The following is a 20796-nucleotide window of genomic DNA, read 5'->3' on the forward strand; positions in this document are numbered from 1 at the left end:
AATAAAATAATTTTATTTACTAAATACACGCTTTAGATTTTTACTTAAGCAAATAATCCTATATTTCTTATAATTTCTAATATAACTATCCATACTGGCATAGCTGCAACTGCTACTACTGTTGATAACAATGAACAATTTGATGTAAATAATGCTTCCCTATCATAGCTAATTGCATATGCTGCTGCCACTGTGGCTGTTGGAGCTGCCATCATTATTACTGTTGTTGCCATTCCTTCAAATGAAACTGGTAATATACCGAATTTACTAACAACTAATAATAAAGCTAAATTTATTACTGGGATACATAATACTTTAATTAAGCTATATCCCCAAGCATCTTTTTGTGCTACTGCCTTTTTGAAAGGAACTTCTGCTAAAGTAGCTCCAATTGAAATCCAAGCAAGTGGTGATGCTAAATTACTTAAATAAGTAAGTGGTTTATAAAGCCATGGTAATGTTTGGTCAATTCTTAAGAATGCATAGTTCGCAGTTTCACCTTTAACTGTAACTGCTACTTGTGGAAGCATATCTTGACATAACCAAATAAATAATCCTAAAAATGTAGCTATTATAATTGGATTTAAGAATATTTCTTTCATATTCTTTTTAAGGTTTTCTTTATCCATTTTAGTTCCGGACATTTTTATAAATGCATATGAATACAAGAACACTCTGTAAGCAATATTAAATATGTTTGAATACATAGTACCTACTGCCCCATATACTGCAGTAACTATAGGTGTACCAAAGAATGTAGTTGAGCCAAATATAGTAAGAACTCTATAAACATCTTGCTTATCGCCCTTAACTCTTGCATACATTAATTTAGTTATTGGTATTAATACAATATAAATTGCAAATCCCCATACTAAAATACTCATACCTTGCTTTAATTGTTCCCCATTTATATCTTTCATAAATGAAGTAAATGCTAAAGCTGGTAATGAAATTGTAAGAACCAATTTTGTTAGCATCTTAGATGCATTTGAATTTAAAATTTCTCTTTTTCTTAAATAAAAACCTAAAAGAATTATTGCTACTGATGAAAATATTGCACCTAATATTGCATTATCAGTTAAAGTTTTTTTAATAATTTCTAACATAGTATTTCTCCTTTTGTATATTTTTTAACATTCTAAAAAACATTTTCTCTAATTACAACTTTATTGTACAAGCCTCGACATTTTTCCACAATTTATCTTAATTTTTAAATAATTATTTAAGTTATTTAAGTTATTTTTTTAACAATATTCCCTTGTTATTAATAATAAAAAAGTCTAATTAAACCTCTGTAATACAGCGTTTGATTAGACTTTCACTAAATTAAAATATTTTTATTTATTTACTTAATAATACTAATACATATTCATCATAGTTAATTTTTTCACTACTCAAATTAACCATTGTTAAAATATCATCATTCTCTATATACTCTCTTATAGGATCTTCTAAATATGATATTTGTTCTAAATTAATCTCTTCCCTAGAATACAGGTAACATATATATTCTTTATTGTATTGTATATATTTAAATTGTTTAAGTAGTGATAAAACTATCTGTCCTATATTTTTTTTGTTTTCAATAATAATATACTTTTTACTTTGATTTAATTTTATGCTACTCAAAATCTCGTTATTAGATAGCATAAACATTAATAATTTAAGGTTTATTTTTTTATCCTCTATTAATTTATTAAGAATAACTATATTTTTAATTAAATTAAATTCTTTTTTACTATCTTCATTGAATAAATTTTCTTTTCCCATTATTAATATAGAATTATTAATTTTACTTAAAGTACTTATTATATTTATATTACTTTCGTTTATTTCTCGTATCATTACCATTAATAAACTATTCTTCAATCTAGCATTATTAAATATTATTTTTTCTAAATTTAATAATGTACAATTTTCTATTTTAATAATATCTTTTTCTACTTTATAAAATTTATTTATATTTTTATTTTTAATATCTAAACTTTCTATATATTCAAATGCCCCATCACTAAATTCAAACTCTATCTTATCTTCATTTAAGCAAATAATCTTTATGTTCATCCCCCAAGTACCCCTTACATTTTAAGTTAATTATATCATATTTTTCTTGCTAATTTTGATTAAAATAAATCTTTTCACCATCACTCTTTATAATTATATCTCCACTACTTGTATAAAAGGTTTTAATGTTATATTTTTCTAATAAATCTATTGTCTTTTTATTAGGATATCTAAACTTAGAGCAAGTTACAATAGCATATCTTGGTTCTACTGATGATAAAAATTCTTCTGTATAATTGCTATATATTCCATGATGAGGCATCTTTAAGAAAGTATATTTCTCTGAATTATCTTCAACAAATTCTTTCATTCTTTCTTCTTCTGCATCTGCTGCAAACAAATATTTATATTCACCATATTCTATACTAATAATAATGGAATAATCATTTGATTTTTCATATTTTTCTTTTTTAGTTGGATATAACTTAATCTTTGCGTCATTTATCTCAAATTCCATATTATTTTTTAATAATATAGGCTTTATTTTTTTTACTTCTAAACAATCCAAATACTTATTATACTGATTAGTATTTACTTTATAATTTGCTTGTATTAAATTTTTAATATTAAAATTCTCTATTATAAATGGAGACCCTCCAATATGATCTTTATCATTATGAGTTAGTATAAAATATTCAATATCCTTTACTTCCTTAAAGTTTAAATATTCATATATTTTTTCTCCATCATCATACGTACCAGAATCTATAACCATATAGCTTCCATCTATTTCAATTAGTATAAAATCTGCTTTCCCTATATCTAAAATACTTATTTCAAAGGGCATCTTTACTGTAACATCTGCATCTATCCACTTTTGACTATCACTTTTATACTTAACTAAACTTAAAACACTTAAAATAATTACACATAAAATAATAATAAATCTAGTTGAAATTTTATTTAATACATCATACTTCATTTATCTCCCTTTCTCTTTTTGCATATATCTTACTATATATTATTCCCATATATTGTATATAATATAATAATTTTATTATTTTTTATTCATTGACACATCATTGACATATTATTTACTTATAATTTAGACAAATACTATTTCTTAAAACTTAACTATAAAACTAAAATTTTATAGTTAATTTCCCTTTATATTGATATTATCCTAAAAAACAAGGTGCAAATTAGTTTCCCCTATTACTAATTTGCACCTTGTTTTATATGAAATCATACTTAATTTATTTTTCTATACATCTCATATATTTCTTTATCTATCTTTTCCTTTTTATTTTTATTATCATTAATAAGCATATCGTATCCTATCTTTACTATAAAATTATTATTTAAATTTATAAACTCATTAATTTTTTTATCTTTACACTGTAAATTTCTAAGATATAACTTTTCATTTAAAAGTGTTATATGTACTATTAAATCCCTTATTCTATTTTCTTTATTCTTATGAACTAAATTTTCTTTTATACTTTCAATAAAATAGTTATCGTACCTAATAATTTTTTCCTTTAGCTGTACCAGTCCATCCTTTAATCTATATGGAAATATAAATTTATTTGCTATAAGTACTATTATTAATCCTACAATTACATATATAACTCTATAAAATATTAATATATTGATACTCTCTGATAAAGATGATAAACATATAGATGAAATTGCTGCAAATAATGAAATTTTAGAATAATCTTTAAAAGCAAAAAGTAAATATGTTGATATAACTAATATTGTAATTGTAAAATATTTTGTATTTATAATGTTAATTATTACCCCTGTAAATATTATAGCTACTACATTTCCTATTATTCTATCTTTAGTTTTCTTTATTGTATCCTCATAATAAGGTTGCATTACAGACATTACTGTTATAACTGCCCAAATTATTTTATAAAACCCTAAAACTTCTGCTGAAAACAATGCTATTGTTAGCACTACAGCCATTCTCATAGCAAATTTAAATCTTATTGAATCAACACGAAGATATTCTTTAAAAACTTTTGATGTTTTATCAAAATCATCTCTTTCCCATTCTTTATATATTTTATTTATATCTTTAATATTTATATTTTTTAGTCTTTTTATATTTAAGAATATTTCTTTTATTATATTTTGAAGAAAATCTAAATCTTTATTACAATATTTATATTCATAATAAGTGTCATCAATAGTTTTTTCATTATTTTCAACTTTATTTTCTGAACATATTTCTATAATATTATCTATTTGTAATCTTATATTTTTTAAATAATCTTCATTTATATTTTCTCTTGCAAATTTCACTTGTATTTCTTTTAAATATAGATTTAAATATTCTATATTCATATATAAGTTAAATTGTATAGTTCCTAAATTAGTAGTAAAGTATTTTCTATATCTAGTTATATATATTCTATATGCTAATCCTCTCATTATTATAGAGCATTTTTCCTCTAGTTTATTATCATAGCTTTCCTTTGATATATTTTCCAATTGCTCTTTTATTAAATTCATCGATTTTCTAATACTATTTCCTAAAATGTCTTTTTCATTTATTTTTTTTATATAATTAACAACTAAGATAACTACCAGCCCAATTACTATAACCATAATTCTACTTGGTAACTCTAATATTGATATCTTAGAATATTGACTAAATATATAGAGCATTAAAAATGGTTTATAAAATGTTAAGTCATATGGTGATACCATCATATAAATTATTAAAAATATACTTAATAAATCTACTATAATTCCACTCCACATATTTAAAGATGCAATAAATGCACATATAACAATGATTATGTCAATTATTATAAATTTAAACATTTTATTTACTGGCTTAACATATAAATTTTGTCTTCCTAAAACTGCTGATGTTAAAGCTAATGGAATTGCTAACATTATATTTTTTTCTCCTAAAAACTTAGCAATTATAACTACAATAATAAGCGCTACACTCCCATTTATCACCATCCCTCTAGTATTAATATTGTATTTTCTTATTATTTTTTCAAACATATAAATAATCTCATCCTTCAATATTTATAATTAATATTTAGTAAACTAATCTAACTTTCTCTCTTTATTTTTCTCTTTAATAAAAATAAAATGTAAAGAGATATTAATATTTACTCTTTACATTTTCTGATTTTTTAATTTATCTATATCATTTTTTAATTCTTGTATTTGATTAGTTAAATAACATATACATTCTTTTAATTCTTCTATTTCACTACTAGTATTTGATGATTTACTACTGCTTCCATTTTTATTACTTCTTTTACCCTTATTACTTTTTTGCTCATTTTCATTTACACTTATACTTTTTTGAGATTCATCTACGGAACTAGTACAAAAAGGATTTGCTACATTCCTATATATATAATTATAATATCTACCTGGTCCACCTTGATAATATTGTTGTTGTGCATTAAAAACTTCAATTGCTTGACCTACTAATTGTAACCAATTTCCAACTACATTTTGAACATTAAATGGAAGATTACCTGCTATAATGTTTCCAAGTAACTCTCCAATTACAAGTAAAAGCTGTGGTGGTATATCTTGAAATCCACCTGGAATATCACTATCTGCATTTCTAGCCTTCTCATCGGCCTCTCCTTGTCCATTTCCAGGTTTACAATTTTCACATCTGGATGTTTTATCATCATCCTCTGTATTATCTGAATCACTACTTTTATTTTCTGAAGATGTATTTGTATCTACTTTGACTCCACAAAAGCGCATAAAATCTTCAAAGCTATTAAAACCATTATAATTCATAAAATTTTTTCCTTATAACTTTTGAAAAAGCTATTTCTTATTATAATATTATTCATAATTATAAATTGCTACAAAGTTAAGATTTAGTTGAAGATATATGATTAAATTAATATGTAGATAACACTTTAAAATCAATTATCTCTATAACATATTAACCTGTAACATAATAAATTCTAATTTCATAGTATAAATATATATACACTTATGGAGGGATGATATCTTATGAACAAAAGCGAAAAAAATGATTATGCAAAGGCATTCATTATACCACAAAAATACGAAAATATTATAAACCCTAAAGCAGCATTAAAGATTGGCACTATTTTCAATGATTTGTATAAGCCTTATAAAGCATATGATAAAAAATATTAGGAGGAATATCTATGTGTGAAATAGATTTATTAAATGAAATTAGAAAATATCAATTTTATGCTATCGAACTTAATCTTTATCTTGATAATTTTCCATCCAATAAAAAAGCTATAAATGATTACAAAAAAATATCTGAAAGATTAGATTATCTAATAACTAATTATGAATATAACTTTGGCCCATTAAGAAACTTTGGTTCTGCTTCAACTGAAGATCCAATAGCTTGGATAGCAACCCCTTGGCCTTGGGAAAATTATTAAAAGGAGGATAATTTATGTGGTATTATGTTAAAACTTTAGAGTATCCAATAAACTTAAAATGTAATGATTTAAGAATGGCTAAATTTCTTATGTCTCAATACGGTGGACCTGATGGTGAATTAAGCGCGGCTTTAAGATATTTAAATCAAAGGTATACTATGCCAACTAGAAAATCTAAAGGTTTATTAACAGATATAGGCACTGAAGAGATGGCTCATGTTGAAATGATTGCCACTATGGTTTATCAACTAATGTCAAATGCTTCTTTAGAAGATTTAAAAAAGGCTGATTTAGCCGCTCATTATACTGATCATGGACGAGCTTTATATTATACTGATGCACAAGGAAATCCTTGGACAGCAACTTATATTCAAGCTAAAGGAGATGTAATAGCTGATCTTCATGAAGATATGGCCGCTGAGCAAAAAGCTAGAGCAACTTATGAATGGTTAATAAACTTAACTGATGATCATGATATTAAAGATATCCTTAAATTTTTAAGACAAAGAGAAATTGTTCATTTTCAAAGATTTGGAGAAGCATTAATGGATGTACAACATCATATTAATTATTGAATAAACTAACTACTTTATAATTTTACACCATAAAAATTCAGTAGATAAGAATACATATCTTATCTACTGTTCATATATAATATTAAAAATCACTTCCTGCTAGATATCCTGTTGAAAATGCCATTTGAAGATTATACCCACCAGTTTCTGCATCTATATCTATAACCTCTCCTGCAAAGTAAAGGTTTTTTATTATTTTAGACTCCATATCAGAAGCATTAATTTCTTTAACTTTTACTCCACCAGATGTTACTTGTGCAGCCTTAATAGATAAAGTTTCTCTTGCTGTAAGCTTCATTTCTTTCATATACTCTATAATTTTATTTTCATCTTCCTTCTTTAAATCACTTGCTTTAACTTCTGTTAATCCTAAGATTTCAAAGATTACTTTTAAGAAGTTTTGTGGAAGTATTCCTTTTAAGTTATTAAGTACAGTTTTATTCGGATTATTTCTTATTATTTGTGAAATTTCTTCTTTTGACTTATCTCTTAAGAAATCTAAAGTAATTTCTACTTCTCCATCAAGTAATGCCTTAGTAATATATGAAGATAACTTCAATACTGCTGGACCAGATATTCCAAAGTGAGTAAATAACATATCTCCAAACTTTTCAAACTTTTTCTTCTTAACTTTAGCAGAAACTACAACATCTTTCATTGCAACCCCTTGAAGCCTTTTTACAAATTCCTCTTTTATAACAAGAGGGATTAACGCTGCATGAATTGGAGTTATAGTATGACCATACTTTTCTAACACATCATACATAGCCCCATCTGAACCTGTGTGAGGGAAGCTCTTACCACCAGTTGTAATTATAACTTTATCTCCAAATATCTTTTCACCAAAAGAAGTTATAACACCTTTAATAGTTCCATCTTCCACTATTAAATCTGTAATCATAGTATTATATTTTATTTTTACTTTATTTTTTTCTAAGTCATTTCTTAATAAATCTATAACTTCATCTGCTTTATCACTCTTTGTATATACTTTTTCATCAAGTTCAACTTTATATTCTAATCCATTATTGCTAAAGTACTCTAAAAGTGAATAATTTGAAAATGTATATAAAGCACTATATAAGAACTTTTTATTATTTACTATTTTATCAAAAAACTCTTCTATATCTCTATTATTAGTTATATTGCAACGACCACCACCAGTAAGTCTTAATTTCATTCCTATTTCTTTATTTCTTTCTATTAATGTAACTTCATTATTTTTTGCTGCAGTAATCGCTGCCATAATACCGGCAGGTCCTCCCCCAACAACTATAACTTTAGCCATAATATACACCTCGCTAATTTTCCTTAGTTCATTAAATCATTATATCATATAATAAAAATAAGCCAATTAAGCTGGCTTATTTTTATTTATGCATTTACTAAATTTTCTTCATTTGTATTATGTTTATCTATATCAACAGACAATAGTACTTTTCTATAAAACGAAATAGGTATTATTACCAATATTGCTGATATAGGGAAAATTATACTTGCATCTATCTTGTCAAATAATAATCCAAACATCATATTACTTAATGGCATTGCAGCCATACATACTGTGCTTTGTACTGTTCCAACTCTCCCCATGTATTCTAAAGGTACAATTGTTTGAAAATAAATTCCTATAAATATATTAGCAATACCAATAAATAACCCTATTACAAATCCTAACATCATTATAAATATATATGGTACTAAACTACTTGAAAAAATATTTAAAAACGGTTTAAATACTGCCATTCCAAAAAAGGCTGTTACTATTCCAGTATATAAAAGACTCTTATATACATTTTTTCCTATTGTATATTTCTTTGCCAAGTAACCAGTAAGTAAACTTGATATCATCATTGCTGCAACTGAAATAGACTCTGTTAACCCATATTGAAAATCTGAAACCATTAATATTCTTTTACATACAAATGTTACTCCTACTGTAAAAGATCCTAATGCAAAATTTAGCATCATAGCTAATATTACTATTGAAGCTACTGTTTTGTTTGATAAACTAAACTTTATTCCATTAGAAAAATCATCCCAAAACAATTTTAAATTTAACTTTTCACTATTATTAATTTTAGGAATATCTATAAAACATTCTGAAAATGCAGATACAAAAAATGTAATTGAATTTAATATAAATATAAATTCTAATCCAAATGAACCATATAAAATACCTGCAATTGCAGGTGCTGCTAAATTTCCAATTGCTAATATAAGTGAATTCATAGCATTGGCATCAACTAAATCTTCTTTTTTTATTATGCTTGGAAGTACTGTTTGAAGTGCCGGTTGAAAAAGTGTAGAAATAAGCGATAGTATAATTGCAAGCATATATATATATCCTATTGGCAATTCTCCAGTTATAAAATATATTACTGCAAAAATAGATACTACTACTCCACTAATTAAATCTAAAATAACTAGTATTTTCTTTCTATTAAATCTATCAACAAATACTCCTGCAATCGGTCCAAATATAAGTTGTGGTATAAGTGCAATTGATAATATACTTGCAAATTTTGTTGCAGAACCAGTTGTTGCAAGAACAAATAAAGATAACGCAAAACTTTGCATAGAACTTCCTATTAATGATGTTATTTTTCCAAACATCAATAATGAAAAATTTTTATCCTTTAATAATTTAAATTTCATTATTATGCCCCCAATTTTTTATTATTTAAATATAATCCCCATTAATTTTTTATATTTTTATTATTATTTTTTCACCACTAGCTGAATTAACATTAATAATCTCAAGACCTTTATATGGTTTTAACTCTTTTTTGCATACTTTTAATATACTTAGTATTGTTTTTTTATCTTCTTTAGATATTTCTTTGCTAGGAATCATCATTACAAAAGCGCTTGCTAATGAAAATGAAACTGGTATATATATTTTTTTATTTCCAGTATTTATACTAATTTTCATTTTACTCACCTATTCAACAAACACTTTTATCTCATCACCTTTTGCTGATTGAATATTAACTATTTCTCCCATAACTGATGAATCTAATGAATTTGCTATTATATCCATCATTTCATCCATATTAATACCGTCCATCTCATTTGATACCATTGGTATCTTACCTGTAACTTTAATTATGCTCTTTATAACCTTTACTGGTAATTTAACATTTACCTGATCCCCTTCATGACTTTGTATATTAACCTTCAACATTTTATTATCATAATCTTTTACTGATATTATTTCATCAGCTTTTTTATCATTGTCTAAAGCTTCTATAAAATCTTTTGCCTTATCTGCACTTAGCTTTCCTTCCTCAACCATTTTTAAAATTTTCATAACCTCTTCATTCATTTTATAAATACCTCCTAAATTATTCTTTTAATTTTTTTAAAGCTTCTTCTGCTGAAATCTCACCTTTTTCTAAAGCCTCTAAAATTTCTGTTCTTTCCTTTTTACTTTGTGTTTCTTTTACAACATCATATCCTAAAGCTAATATTACTTCATCAAGCTTAGCTCTAACAGTTGGATATGATATACCAAGTTCTTTTTCAACATCCTTGATGCTACCTCTACACTTAATAAATGTTTCTATAAAATAAAGCTGCTGACTATTTAAATAATCAAATTTTGATAAGCTAAATTCATTTTCTATAGCGGTATTACATCTAGTACATTTTAACTTTATAGCTTTAAGATTATTTGAACATACCGGACATTGGCTTAAAATCTTATACATTCAATCAACTCCTCTTCTTATGTATATATTACCATTATATTTTCACACTGTAAATATTTCTATTAAAAATATTAATTTTTATATTAATTTTTTTAATTTATATTTTCAAATTTTTAATTTATTTTATTTTAATTTTAATTTTTTTAATTAGTAGTTTGAATTTATATAAAATAAAAACTACCCTTTACCATTATAGTAAAGAATAGTTTTCAATCTAAATTCTATATATCTTAGTCATTATATTTATAACTTATATATATTTTTTTATAAAATTTATTTCTTCTATATATACTTATATACACACGCATTACACCATCTCTATAAAAATTCAAATGCATAATCAACAACTTTTTCAAATCCTAAATCTTCATATACTCTTCTTGCTACTATATTATCAGATGAAGTTTGAAGTACAGGAATTTTATTTTTATTGGTTACTTCATTTATTATATAATTTATAAGTATTTTCCCAAAACCTTGCCCTCTATATGACGGCTCTATATAAACCCCTGTAATATCGCAATAATTTCTAGTTTCTCCACAGATTCTAGCCATTCCTATAACTTGCCCTATATATTCTATAAAATAAATAGTGTCTAATTTTTTATTTATTCTTTCTTCATTAGTTATTTCTTTAATATCTTCTTCTAATTTAGCGTCAAAAAAATCAACTAAGTATTTTTTTATTATATTTATATCCTCTTTATTATTCCTTGCTTTTCTAAAAGTTGTATTATTATAATTTTCATTTTTATTGCGCAACTCTATATTAAACTTGTAATATATATCTGATGATGATATTTCTTTTTTAGAAATACTAGTTACTATTTTAGATACATCAATTAACTTTCCTGAAATTAAAAGCTTATTATGCTTTATATTTTTAAGCTCATTTATAATACTATTTAACCCCTGTTCATCCTTATAATAAAAACTTGTAAAGTAGGAATTTCCATCAAACTTTATATGTAAAATGCTACTAATACCTTCTTCCACTTTGTTAATATATATCTCATCTTCTTCATTTGCATTTTCAATTGCTTGAATTAAAAACACATTAAGTAATTCATCTTCATATAATAAATTTAATATTTTTGCTTTCATTTTATTGCTTGTTAATACCATATGCTTCATTCTCATTTCCTCTTCTTTATCATTTTTCGTATACTACCCTAATTCTATTATCTAAAAAAATATATCTTTAATATATTTCTTTCTTTTTATCTCCTAATATATATTTTAAGAACTCTAAATTACCAAAAAAATGTGTATGTGGATATCCTGCTAAAGTGTTTTTCTTATTATATCCACATTGCCAAGTTATTAAATTTTCATCATATCCAATTTTCTCAACTTTATACAAAGTCTTTTCTTCAGAATTAACCTTTGATTTATGAAATTCGTGGCAATTTATCTTTAGATTATTAATATTAACTGTAGCATAGCCAAATCTATTTAATCTTGTTGTCATTTCACTATTACCTTTAAAAAATCCAACCATAGATACATTATCTATAGCCTCTGTTAAATACATAAGTCCACCACACTCTGCATAGCATCTTAATCCATTATCTAAAGCTGATTTTATACTATTTAGCATTGACTTATTATTACTTAATTCCTCTTTAAATACTTCTGGGTATCCACCACCTAAATACAGAAAATCTATATTTTTAGGTAAAACCTTATCTTTTAAAGGACTAAAGTACACAACTTGTCCAACTTCCTCTAAAAGTTCTAAATTTTCTTTATAATAAAAATTGAAAGCCTCATCCTTAGCTACTGCAATTTTAATATATCTATTTTCTATATGATATTTATCTTCATATTTTTTTACTTCTTTAAAATCTTCAATCAAACTATCAAAATCAATATATTCTTCAATTAAACTTGCACAAACATCTAACTTTTCATTAAGATTATCTATTTCAATACTTTGAACCAATCCTAAATGCCTACTTCCTAGCTTTATTTCTTCATTTTTAGGAATATAACCATAAACCTTTAAATTACAATTATACTCTATAGATTTTTTTAAAAGCTGATAATAACCTTCTGAAATACAATTTAAAACTACACCTGCTATATTTGCATTTTTAAATTCCTTTATCCCTTTAATTTCAGCTGCTAAAGTTGTACTTTGAGCCTTTGGAGTTATTACTAAAACTATAGGTACATCATCTAATAGCTTTGATATACTATAAGCTGAACCTTCTTCTGTGATACCTTTTCCATCATAAATCCCCATAGCCCCTTCAATTACAGCTAAATCGCTAGCTCCTCTAGAAAATATAGCTCTAACACCATCTTCTCCAGTTAGATGAATATCTAAATTTCTTGAAGCTTTACCTGTTACAGCAGTATGAAAAGCTGTATCTATATAGTCCGGCCCACATTTATATCCTTGTACATCATACCCTCTATTTCTTAAAGCTTTCATTAAACCTAATGTAAATGTAGTCTTACCTCCTCCACTACAATTAGATGAAATCATTATTGTTTTCATATCCGTTTATCTCCTTAAATTTAATCTCGTAGTTATTTTTATGTAAATATTGCATTTTTCTTTTAACTTACTTCTTATATTTATTATCTTCTATTTATTGAATTATAAAATAATGAGCTATCTATGTAAATTATTTATAATCTTTTACATAGATAGCTCTTCTTTCTGAGCCTACTCTACTCTATCTTTTCTTTCTAGTAATACCCACTGCAACTATTGATGATATTATTAAAATAACTCCTACTATTCCGATACAAATCAATATTAGCTTAAAACTATCATTTAATCCTAAGGCACCCTTTACTATTACATTTATAGTCTTAGTAGCTACTTCTCCCATACTATCTGTAACCTCAAGAGTTACTTTGTATTTTCCACTCTTACTTACATTAACATTATTAGACTTAACAACTATTTTATGACTTAAATTTCCATCCTCATCATCAAGCGCAGTTACTTTATCTAAAGGATCATAATAACTTCCTTTTTCTAATATGATATCTTCTGCATAAATTACTGGTGGTTTATTTCCTCTCTTTATCTCCTCTTCCTTCTTAACATAAACCATTATAACTTTATTAGCTTTGCTTCCACTTTTATCAATAACTTCATAAGTAACATGATAATTGCCTTCTTTACTAGTATCTACTTCATTTGAAATTACCATGACTCTATTTGTGATATCTCCATCTTCTTTATCAATGGCTACTACCCATTCTAATGGGTTAAATTTTGAATTTAATGGTATTGATATATTATTTGCATAAATAGTTGGTTCTGAATTATCTTCTACTTTTTTATCTGTATTTGCTGTGTCTTTTACAGTAATAGTTATAACACAAGATGCTTTCATTCCACTACTATCTGTAACAGAGTACCCAACATCATATTTACCAGCTTTATATATATTTACATAATTATATTCTACAATAATTTTATCACTTATCCATCCATCTTCTTTATCATAAGCACTAACCATTGCATATGGATTAAATTTATTTGCTAATTTAATAGTAACATTACTTGCATAAATTATTGGTGCATTATTTATTTGTTCTTTCTTCTCTTCAACTTCTACATTTATAACTTTAGTAATTTTTTCTCCATTACTATCAGTTACACTATAGGTAACTGAATACTTTCCTCTAGTATAAGGATCAACTAAATTCTGTTCAACTATTATTTTAGATGTAATATTTCCATCTTCTTTATCATAAGCAGTTACTCCATATAACGGATCAAAGTTACTTCCATATTTTATTATCCTATCTGATGCATTAATTATAGGTACTTCATTCTTTTTTGGTTTTTCATCCTTATTTACTACTGAAACTTCTATTGTCTTTCTTGTAGATGCTCCATCTTTATCTATAACCTCATAAGTTACTATATAGATTCCAGCCTTATTAACATCTACAGTATTAGCTAATATCTTTATGCTATCTGTAATATCCCCATCTTCTTCATCCATTGCAGTAACTCCATACCATGGGTTAAACTTATCTCCAACATAAATGCTTTTATTATCAGTATCTATAATCGGTGAACTATTTATGGTCTCAGCATCTTTTTTTACTGTCACATATATTGTTTTTCTTGACTCTAAATTTGAAGAATCTTTTACTGAATAAGTAACTATATACTTTCCTATTGTGTTTATATCAACAGTATTTTCTAATATTTCAATATTCTTTGTAATATCATTCCCATCCTTATCTGTTGCTGTAACATCAGTTTTAGGATCAAACTCTTCTCCTATATTTATAGTTTTATCTTCCGCTATTATTTTGGGTGCTATATTTTCTTGCTCGCCTTCTTCTATATCTTGATTTTGAATCTCTTCTTTTTTTTCTTCTTTATCTTGTCCTTCATTCTCTATTTCATCATAAGCATCATTTTTCTCATATATTGATTGATAGGATTCTTCATTCCCGCCTTCTTTGGCCATTACTACTCTTGATGGAATTATTAATGATATTACTATTGCTAAACTCAAAAATATAGTTATTATATATTTTTTCATACATCCTCCAATTTATATATAATAATACGCTTTATAATATGCTTAACTAAAAATTTGATGTATAATTTCTTCATATAAATTTCACAATTATATTTTTACTTAAAAGAAAAATATTCTCATAGATAAAGGTTTATATTTCCTTATCCCTATGAGAATATTTATAGAAAAACAATACTATTCTTATATATTTCTTATTATTTATTAATATATATCTTTGACTTCTTATTCCCTAAATAATTTTATGTAAAAAGTACTGCCTTCTCCAATAGAACTTTCAACAATTATTTCTCCATTAGATAGTTCAACTATTCTTTTAGTTATTGCTAGCCCTAGTCCATACCCCTTTAAACTTCTAGAATTATCTCCTTGATAAAATTTATCAAAAATATGTACTAATGTATCTTCATCCATTCCAACCCCATTATCTTTTATTATTACTAATACAAACTCCACATTACTTTCAATCTTAATATTTATTGATTGATTTCTATTAGAAAATTTTATAGCATTGCCAATAATATTTATCCAAACTTGTAATAAAAGTTCCTCTTGACCATAAAAATAGGTTTTTTTCAAATCTAAATTAAATTTTATTTCTTTTTCCTGCCAATTATTTTCTAAAATTAAAATAGCTCTTATAATTTGTTCATCTAAAGAAAATTTCTGTTGATTCTCTAATACATTCTGATTTTCTAATTTAGATAATTTAAGCACATTATCTGATAAATTCTCCAACCTCTTAGCTTCTTCAATTATAATATCTAAATACTCCTGTCTATCTTCTTTAGATAATTTATCATTTTTTAATATCTTCGCAAAGCCCTGTATTGATGCTATCGGTGTTTTAAACTCATGTGATACATTATTAATAAAGTCTTTTTGAATATATGCAGTATGTTTTAAATTTTTAGTCATTTTATTGAAATGATTAATAAGCCTTCCAATTTCGTCTTTTTCTTTTGTCTCTAAATATACATCAAAATTTCCTTCTGCTACTTCATTAGTTGCTTTAGTTAAAATTTTTATTTGTTTAACTATAATTCTAGATACAACACATAATGCACTAACAGAAATAATACAGCTTATTGTTAATATTAATATCTTTATTCTATGAAACTGATAAATACCTTGAGTATTATTTTCAACTTTATTTCCTAATACTTTAATAATGAATGGTGATGTAATAAAAAACGTAATTATATTTCCTAATACTAGTACAGTAAAAAATGAAAATATTATTTTTCCTTGTAGTGTATGTCTAAAATAATTATATATTTTTCTCATATATTCCTCTCTGCCTTATAGCCTAATCCTCTAACAGTAACTATTTTAAACTCATCAAAATCCATAAGCTTTTCCCTTATCCTTTTTATATGAACATCTACAGTTCTTTCATCACTTTCAATATCTATACCCCAGATTTCTTCCATCAGTTGAATTCTAGTAAATATTTGCTTTGGATAGCTTAATAATTTAAATAATAAGTAAAATTCTTTTTTTGGAAGAATTATTGTACTTTCGTTTTTTGTAATAGTTAATTTATTATAATCTAATATTACTTCTCCTATAGTTAACTTATTTTCATTTGAAATTTTAGCTCTTCTTAAAACGGATTCTATACGCAAAATCATTTCATCTAACTCTATAGGTTTAACCATATAATCATCAATTCCCATAGAAAATCCCTTTCTTTTATCTTCTAGCTTCTCCTTTGCTGTAACCATTAAAATTGGGATTTCATAATTTATATTTCTAATATTTTCTACAAATTCATAACCATCCATATTCGGCATCATAATATCACAAATAATTAAATCTATGTGTATTGATTCAAAAATGCTTAAAGCTTCTATACCATCTTGTGCCGAATGTACTTCATATCCATTTTGCTTTAAAAATATCTCCATCATTTTTCTTAAATTTCTATCATCTTCAACCAGCAAAATATTAACCATAAAATCACCTCTTTCCATATTATAACAAACATTCCTTTTCATAAAAACCCTTATATATCTATAAGTATTTTTTATTAAATTATTAGCACTTTCTGATATTCATATATTACTTTTATACTAAAAAATATTCACTTTACTAAAATAACTGATAACATAAGTGATAAAAAAGTTTGCGATATTTCCATAAGGAATATCACAAACTTTTTATACATCAATATTATTCACTTCTTAATGCTTCTACTGGATCTTTCTTTGATGCCATTTTTGCTGGAATCCATCCACCTAACATCGTTAAGCCTACACTTATAATTACTAATACAATTGCATGTACTGGATTAAGAACTGCAACGCCTTCTAAGTCTGTTAATTTATATAAAACACGATTCACAGGGAATGTCAATAACCATGCTATTAGTATTCCTAATAATCCTGAACAAGTTCCAACTATAAATGTTTCAGCATTAAATACTCTCGTTATATCCTTCTTTCTAGCACCTAAAGCTCTTAATACACCGATTTCCTTTGTTCTTTCTAATACTGAAATATAAGTTATAATACCAACCATTATTAATGATACAACTAATGAAATTGCTGCAAATGCAATTAATACCATTGTAATAGCATCCATTATTCCACCTGATAAATTTACAAAAGTGCTTGCCATATCATTATAAATAACTACATCTTCTTTATCTTTATCTTCATTCCATTTATCTAAATAATCTGTAACATTTTCTTTAGTTTCAAAATCTTTAGGATATAATGTAATCATATATGGTTTTCCATCTGCACCTAAATATGAAAGCATATTTTCTTTAGTGTTATTTGATGTTGAATTTGGATTCATTTCATTCTTATTATCGAATATTTCACCTGTTAATACATTATAATCACTTTCTTTTTGAGCTTTTACTATTTCAGAATTCTGTGCATCTTCAATAAATGCTTTACTTAATTTATCTGAATATGCAATCCCTGGTGATAAAATTGTAATTTTAGTATCTTCTTTAGCTCTTATTATACCTGCTATTTTAACTGTAATATTGCTATCATTATTGTATAATTCTATCATATTTGTTGGGTTCGCTGCTAATGTAAAGTTATCTCCAACCTTTTTATAGTAATTATCATTTAAAACTACCTTTAATTCATAACCTATTATATCATCAAAGTTAATTTCATCTTTATCTGAATCTATTCCAAGTGCATTTAAAATACTTACATCAACTTTATTATAAGAATCTACTATAAGAACTAAGTCACCTATTTCACTTGGATATTCTCCGGCTAATAAGTCATATGACTTTTCAATATATCCTTCTTGTGTTTCATCTAAATTTGTTGGATATGCTGTAAAACTTAAATCTGAAGTACTTACCGGAGTGGCAACTTCTCCATCACTTTTTAAAAGATTCATATTTACTATTCTTGTATATGAAATACCTGATAATAATCCCTTATCTATAGATTCTAAATAATCTATATACTCAGTTGAAAAATTATTACTATGCACAAATGAATTTTCACTTGAATCATATGGATATATAACATCTACTTTTGGGTATTTATCTTCATCTTCTGTTTTATTTCCAGCAAATTGCTTTGCTTGTTCTCTCATTGTTTCTATGTCCATATCTGCTGTAGATTGTGTTATCACTATTGGAAATCCTGATAATGTGTCTGATTCAAAAGTATTTATTTGTTTATCAAACCCATTTGACAATGAAAGAATTAATGCAATTCCAATAATACCTATACTAGATGCAAAAGCAGTTAAAAGTGTTCTCCATTTTTTTGTCTTAATATTCATTGCTGATAATTTTAATGCAGTAAAGAAATTCATACTAGTTTTCTTTAACGAATATTTACTACTGCTTTTCTCTTCTTTTAATGGATTAGAATCAGAAATAACATTACCATCTCTAAATTCAACTATTCTATCTGCGTATTCGTTTGCTAATTCTGGATTGTGAGTTACCATTATGACTAGCTTATCTTTTGCAATTTCCTTAATTAACTCCATAATTTGAATACTAGTCTTAGTATCTAATGCCCCTGTAGGTTCATCAGCTAAAATTATATCAGGGTCATTTGCTAATGCTCTTGCAATAGCAACTCTTTGCATTTGTCCTCCCGATAATTGATTAGGTCTTTTATGGACATGATCCTTTAATCCAACCTTTTCTAAAACTTCTAATGCTTTTTTCTTCTTTTCAGCTGGTGATACTCCACTTAATGTCATTCCCATTTCAACATTATCAATTATGCTTAAATGCGTTATTAAATTATAGCTTTGAAAAATAAATCCCACACTATTATTACGATAAGCATCCCAATCAGAATCCTTAAATTCTTTTGTAGATTTACCATTAATAATTAAATCTCCACTATCATATTTATCTAATCCGCCAATTACATTAAGGCATGTTGTTTTACCAGAACCACTAGGCCCTAATATAGCAACAAATTCTTTTTCTCTAAAATTTAAGTTCACTCCATCTAATGCAACTTGTTTAAATTCGCCAGTTACATAAGACTTCTTAATATTCTTTAATGATAACATTTAATTCTCCTTTTATACTATATTTTTTCTATAACCAAACTATAGTATAGTTTTATGAACTGATTATGAATTAAATCGTTAACATTTTTTATAAAAATAAATAAATTTTTCTTTTATTATGTCCATATTCCTTTTATAAATTTCTATTAATCAATAAAGCTTAATACCTTTAAAATATCTTTAGGTTCATTTAAATAGTAATCAGCATCTATATCTTTAATATCTATTGCTCCCCATACAGCTAAACCAAAATCCATTCCTGCTGCCTTTGTAGATTTATAATCTGAAAGTGTATCACCAACATACATTGCATCCTTTGGTTCTAAATTTAATATCTCAACAGCTTTCAATAATGGTTCAGGATGTGGTTTGTGATTTTCTGTATCTTCTGCTAAAACTACACTTTTCATATACTTCTGTAATCCAGTCTTCAGAAAATCTATTTCATATTGATCCTTCATTTTAGAACTAGCTATACCACAAAGTATTCCATTTTCATCTAAGGTTTTTATTACCTCTTCAAATCCTTCGTATAACTTTGCTCCTTCTTCATATTCATTTACATATTTTACCCATTTGCTATAAGAAGTTTCAATATCTTTAAATCCTAATAACTTTAACGTTGTCTTACCTGGATAAGCCATATACTTTAACAAATCTTCATATGAAATATCCTGCGCTAGTTCTTCCTTGATTAACCTTTGTAATGGTATAATATTCATTTTTTCTGTATCCAACATAGTTTTATCTAAGTCAAATATTATGCATTTGTATTTCTTCATTCCTCTAATTCTCCATTCCTTTTCTCTTATTTTATGAGTTTTTATATTATATTGATATTCTAAAAGACTCTGATAAAAGTATGCTATATACTGTAAACAAATTCAATAATTAAATTAGATATTTTCTTTAATTCCAAATAAAACCTAGAATAATTTAATAATTATTCTAGGTTTTATTTCAGTTTGTTGAAAAACCCCCTGTTTAAAAACAGAGGGTTTTTCTATTATTAGTTGTGGATAAAATTTAA

General features: G+C 25.5%; 20 protein-coding genes. 3 read left to right on the top strand and 17 right to left on the bottom strand.

What is annotated here, in order from left to right; translation table 11 throughout:
• Window positions 1–44: 44 nt before the first annotated feature.
• The 5 genes from LPC13_RS07320 to LPC13_RS07340 form a co-directional block, all read right to left on the bottom strand.
• Window positions 45–1106 carry an AEC family transporter gene (locus tag LPC13_RS07320; RefSeq protein WP_005215861.1) on the bottom strand — a complete coding sequence of 354 codons (1062 nt, stop codon included), beginning with the start codon at window positions 1104–1106 and terminating at the stop codon, window positions 45–47.
• 235 nt (window positions 1107–1341) lie between these two features.
• Window positions 1342–2064 (bottom strand): hypothetical protein, encoded by a 723-nt coding sequence (locus LPC13_RS07325; protein ID WP_195245078.1) that lies wholly within the window; start codon window positions 2062–2064, stop codon window positions 1342–1344.
• 49 nt (window positions 2065–2113) lie between these two features.
• Window positions 2114–2986: a ComEC/Rec2 family competence protein gene (locus tag LPC13_RS07330; protein WP_195245077.1), complete on the bottom strand. Its 873-nt coding sequence runs from the start codon at window positions 2984–2986 to the stop codon at window positions 2114–2116.
• Between the two features lie 269 nt (window positions 2987–3255).
• The gene (locus tag LPC13_RS07335; RefSeq protein WP_195245076.1) at window positions 3256–5034 is read right to left on the bottom strand and encodes an FUSC family protein; all 1779 of its coding nucleotides are present in this window, start codon (window positions 5032–5034) and stop codon (window positions 3256–3258) included.
• A 117-nt stretch (window positions 5035–5151) separates the two neighbouring features.
• Window positions 5152–5799 carry a hypothetical protein gene (locus tag LPC13_RS07340; protein WP_005215856.1) on the bottom strand — a complete coding sequence of 216 codons (648 nt, stop codon included), beginning with the start codon at window positions 5797–5799 and terminating at the stop codon, window positions 5152–5154.
• Window positions 5800–6021: 222 nt separating this feature from the next.
• Here LPC13_RS07340 and LPC13_RS07345 point away from each other — a divergent pair, with 222 nt between their 5' ends.
• The 3 genes from LPC13_RS07345 to LPC13_RS07355 are packed head-to-tail and all read left to right on the top strand — an operon-like array spanning window position 6022 to window position 7006.
• The gene (locus tag LPC13_RS07345; protein ID WP_005215848.1) at window positions 6022–6171 is read left to right on the top strand and encodes a spore coat associated protein CotJA; all 150 of its coding nucleotides are present in this window, start codon (window positions 6022–6024) and stop codon (window positions 6169–6171) included.
• Between the two features lie 11 nt (window positions 6172–6182).
• A complete protein-coding gene (locus LPC13_RS07350; RefSeq protein ID WP_195245075.1) occupies window positions 6183–6431 on the top strand; it encodes a spore coat protein CotJB in 249 nt (82 codons plus the stop codon).
• A gap of 14 nt (window positions 6432–6445) precedes the next feature.
• Window positions 6446–7006 carry a manganese catalase family protein gene (locus tag LPC13_RS07355; RefSeq protein WP_005215845.1) on the top strand — a complete coding sequence of 187 codons (561 nt, stop codon included), beginning with the start codon at window positions 6446–6448 and terminating at the stop codon, window positions 7004–7006.
• Between the two features lie 82 nt (window positions 7007–7088).
• Here the strand turns inward: LPC13_RS07355 and LPC13_RS07360 are convergent, their stop codons facing one another.
• From LPC13_RS07360 to LPC13_RS07415, 12 genes are all read right to left on the bottom strand, one after another.
• Window positions 7089–8294 (bottom strand): BaiN/RdsA family NAD(P)/FAD-dependent oxidoreductase, encoded by a 1206-nt coding sequence (locus LPC13_RS07360; protein ID WP_195245074.1) that lies wholly within the window; start codon window positions 8292–8294, stop codon window positions 7089–7091.
• A gap of 86 nt (window positions 8295–8380) precedes the next feature.
• The gene (locus tag LPC13_RS07365) at window positions 8381–9664 is read right to left on the bottom strand and encodes an MFS transporter (protein ID WP_005215841.1); all 1284 of its coding nucleotides are present in this window, start codon (window positions 9662–9664) and stop codon (window positions 8381–8383) included.
• Window positions 9665–9713: 49 nt separating this feature from the next.
• Window positions 9714–9941 carry a hypothetical protein gene (locus LPC13_RS07370; RefSeq protein ID WP_040420155.1) on the bottom strand — a complete coding sequence of 76 codons (228 nt, stop codon included), beginning with the start codon at window positions 9939–9941 and terminating at the stop codon, window positions 9714–9716.
• Window positions 9942–9950: 9 nt separating this feature from the next.
• Window positions 9951–10334: an SHOCT-like domain-containing protein gene (locus LPC13_RS07375; protein WP_005215838.1), complete on the bottom strand. Its 384-nt coding sequence runs from the start codon at window positions 10332–10334 to the stop codon at window positions 9951–9953.
• 19 nt (window positions 10335–10353) lie between these two features.
• Window positions 10354–10719, bottom strand: coding sequence for a DUF2089 domain-containing protein (locus LPC13_RS07380; RefSeq protein ID WP_005215836.1), 366 nt, complete (start codon window positions 10717–10719; stop codon window positions 10354–10356).
• Window positions 10720–11037: 318 nt separating this feature from the next.
• On the bottom strand, window positions 11038–11853 hold the full coding sequence (locus tag LPC13_RS07385; protein ID WP_005215834.1) for a GNAT family N-acetyltransferase: 816 nt from the start codon (window positions 11851–11853) through the stop codon (window positions 11038–11040).
• 67 nt (window positions 11854–11920) lie between these two features.
• On the bottom strand, window positions 11921–13225 hold the full coding sequence (locus tag LPC13_RS07390) for a cobyrinate a,c-diamide synthase (RefSeq protein ID WP_005215831.1): 1305 nt from the start codon (window positions 13223–13225) through the stop codon (window positions 11921–11923).
• Window positions 13226–13406: 181 nt separating this feature from the next.
• Window positions 13407–15248 (bottom strand): immunoglobulin-like domain-containing protein, encoded by a 1842-nt coding sequence (locus LPC13_RS07395; protein WP_005215829.1) that lies wholly within the window; start codon window positions 15246–15248, stop codon window positions 13407–13409.
• 222 nt (window positions 15249–15470) lie between these two features.
• On the bottom strand, window positions 15471–16532 hold the full coding sequence (locus LPC13_RS07400) for a HAMP domain-containing sensor histidine kinase (protein WP_234088726.1): 1062 nt from the start codon (window positions 16530–16532) through the stop codon (window positions 15471–15473).
• A complete protein-coding gene (locus LPC13_RS07405) occupies window positions 16529–17203 on the bottom strand; it encodes a response regulator transcription factor (RefSeq protein ID WP_040420153.1) in 675 nt (224 codons plus the stop codon). The genes LPC13_RS07400 and LPC13_RS07405 overlap by 4 nt, the downstream gene beginning before the upstream one ends.
• Before the next feature lie 217 nt (window positions 17204–17420).
• Window positions 17421–19766 carry an ABC transporter ATP-binding protein/permease gene (locus LPC13_RS07410; RefSeq protein ID WP_005215823.1) on the bottom strand — a complete coding sequence of 782 codons (2346 nt, stop codon included), beginning with the start codon at window positions 19764–19766 and terminating at the stop codon, window positions 17421–17423.
• Window positions 19767–19912: 146 nt separating this feature from the next.
• Window positions 19913–20548 carry an HAD family hydrolase gene (locus LPC13_RS07415; protein WP_195245068.1) on the bottom strand — a complete coding sequence of 212 codons (636 nt, stop codon included), beginning with the start codon at window positions 20546–20548 and terminating at the stop codon, window positions 19913–19915.
• Window positions 20549–20796 lie beyond the last annotated feature (248 nt).

Source organism: Clostridium celatum, from assembly GCF_021412605.1.
Taxonomy (GTDB): Bacteria; Bacillota; Clostridia; order Clostridiales; family Clostridiaceae; genus Clostridium; species Clostridium celatum.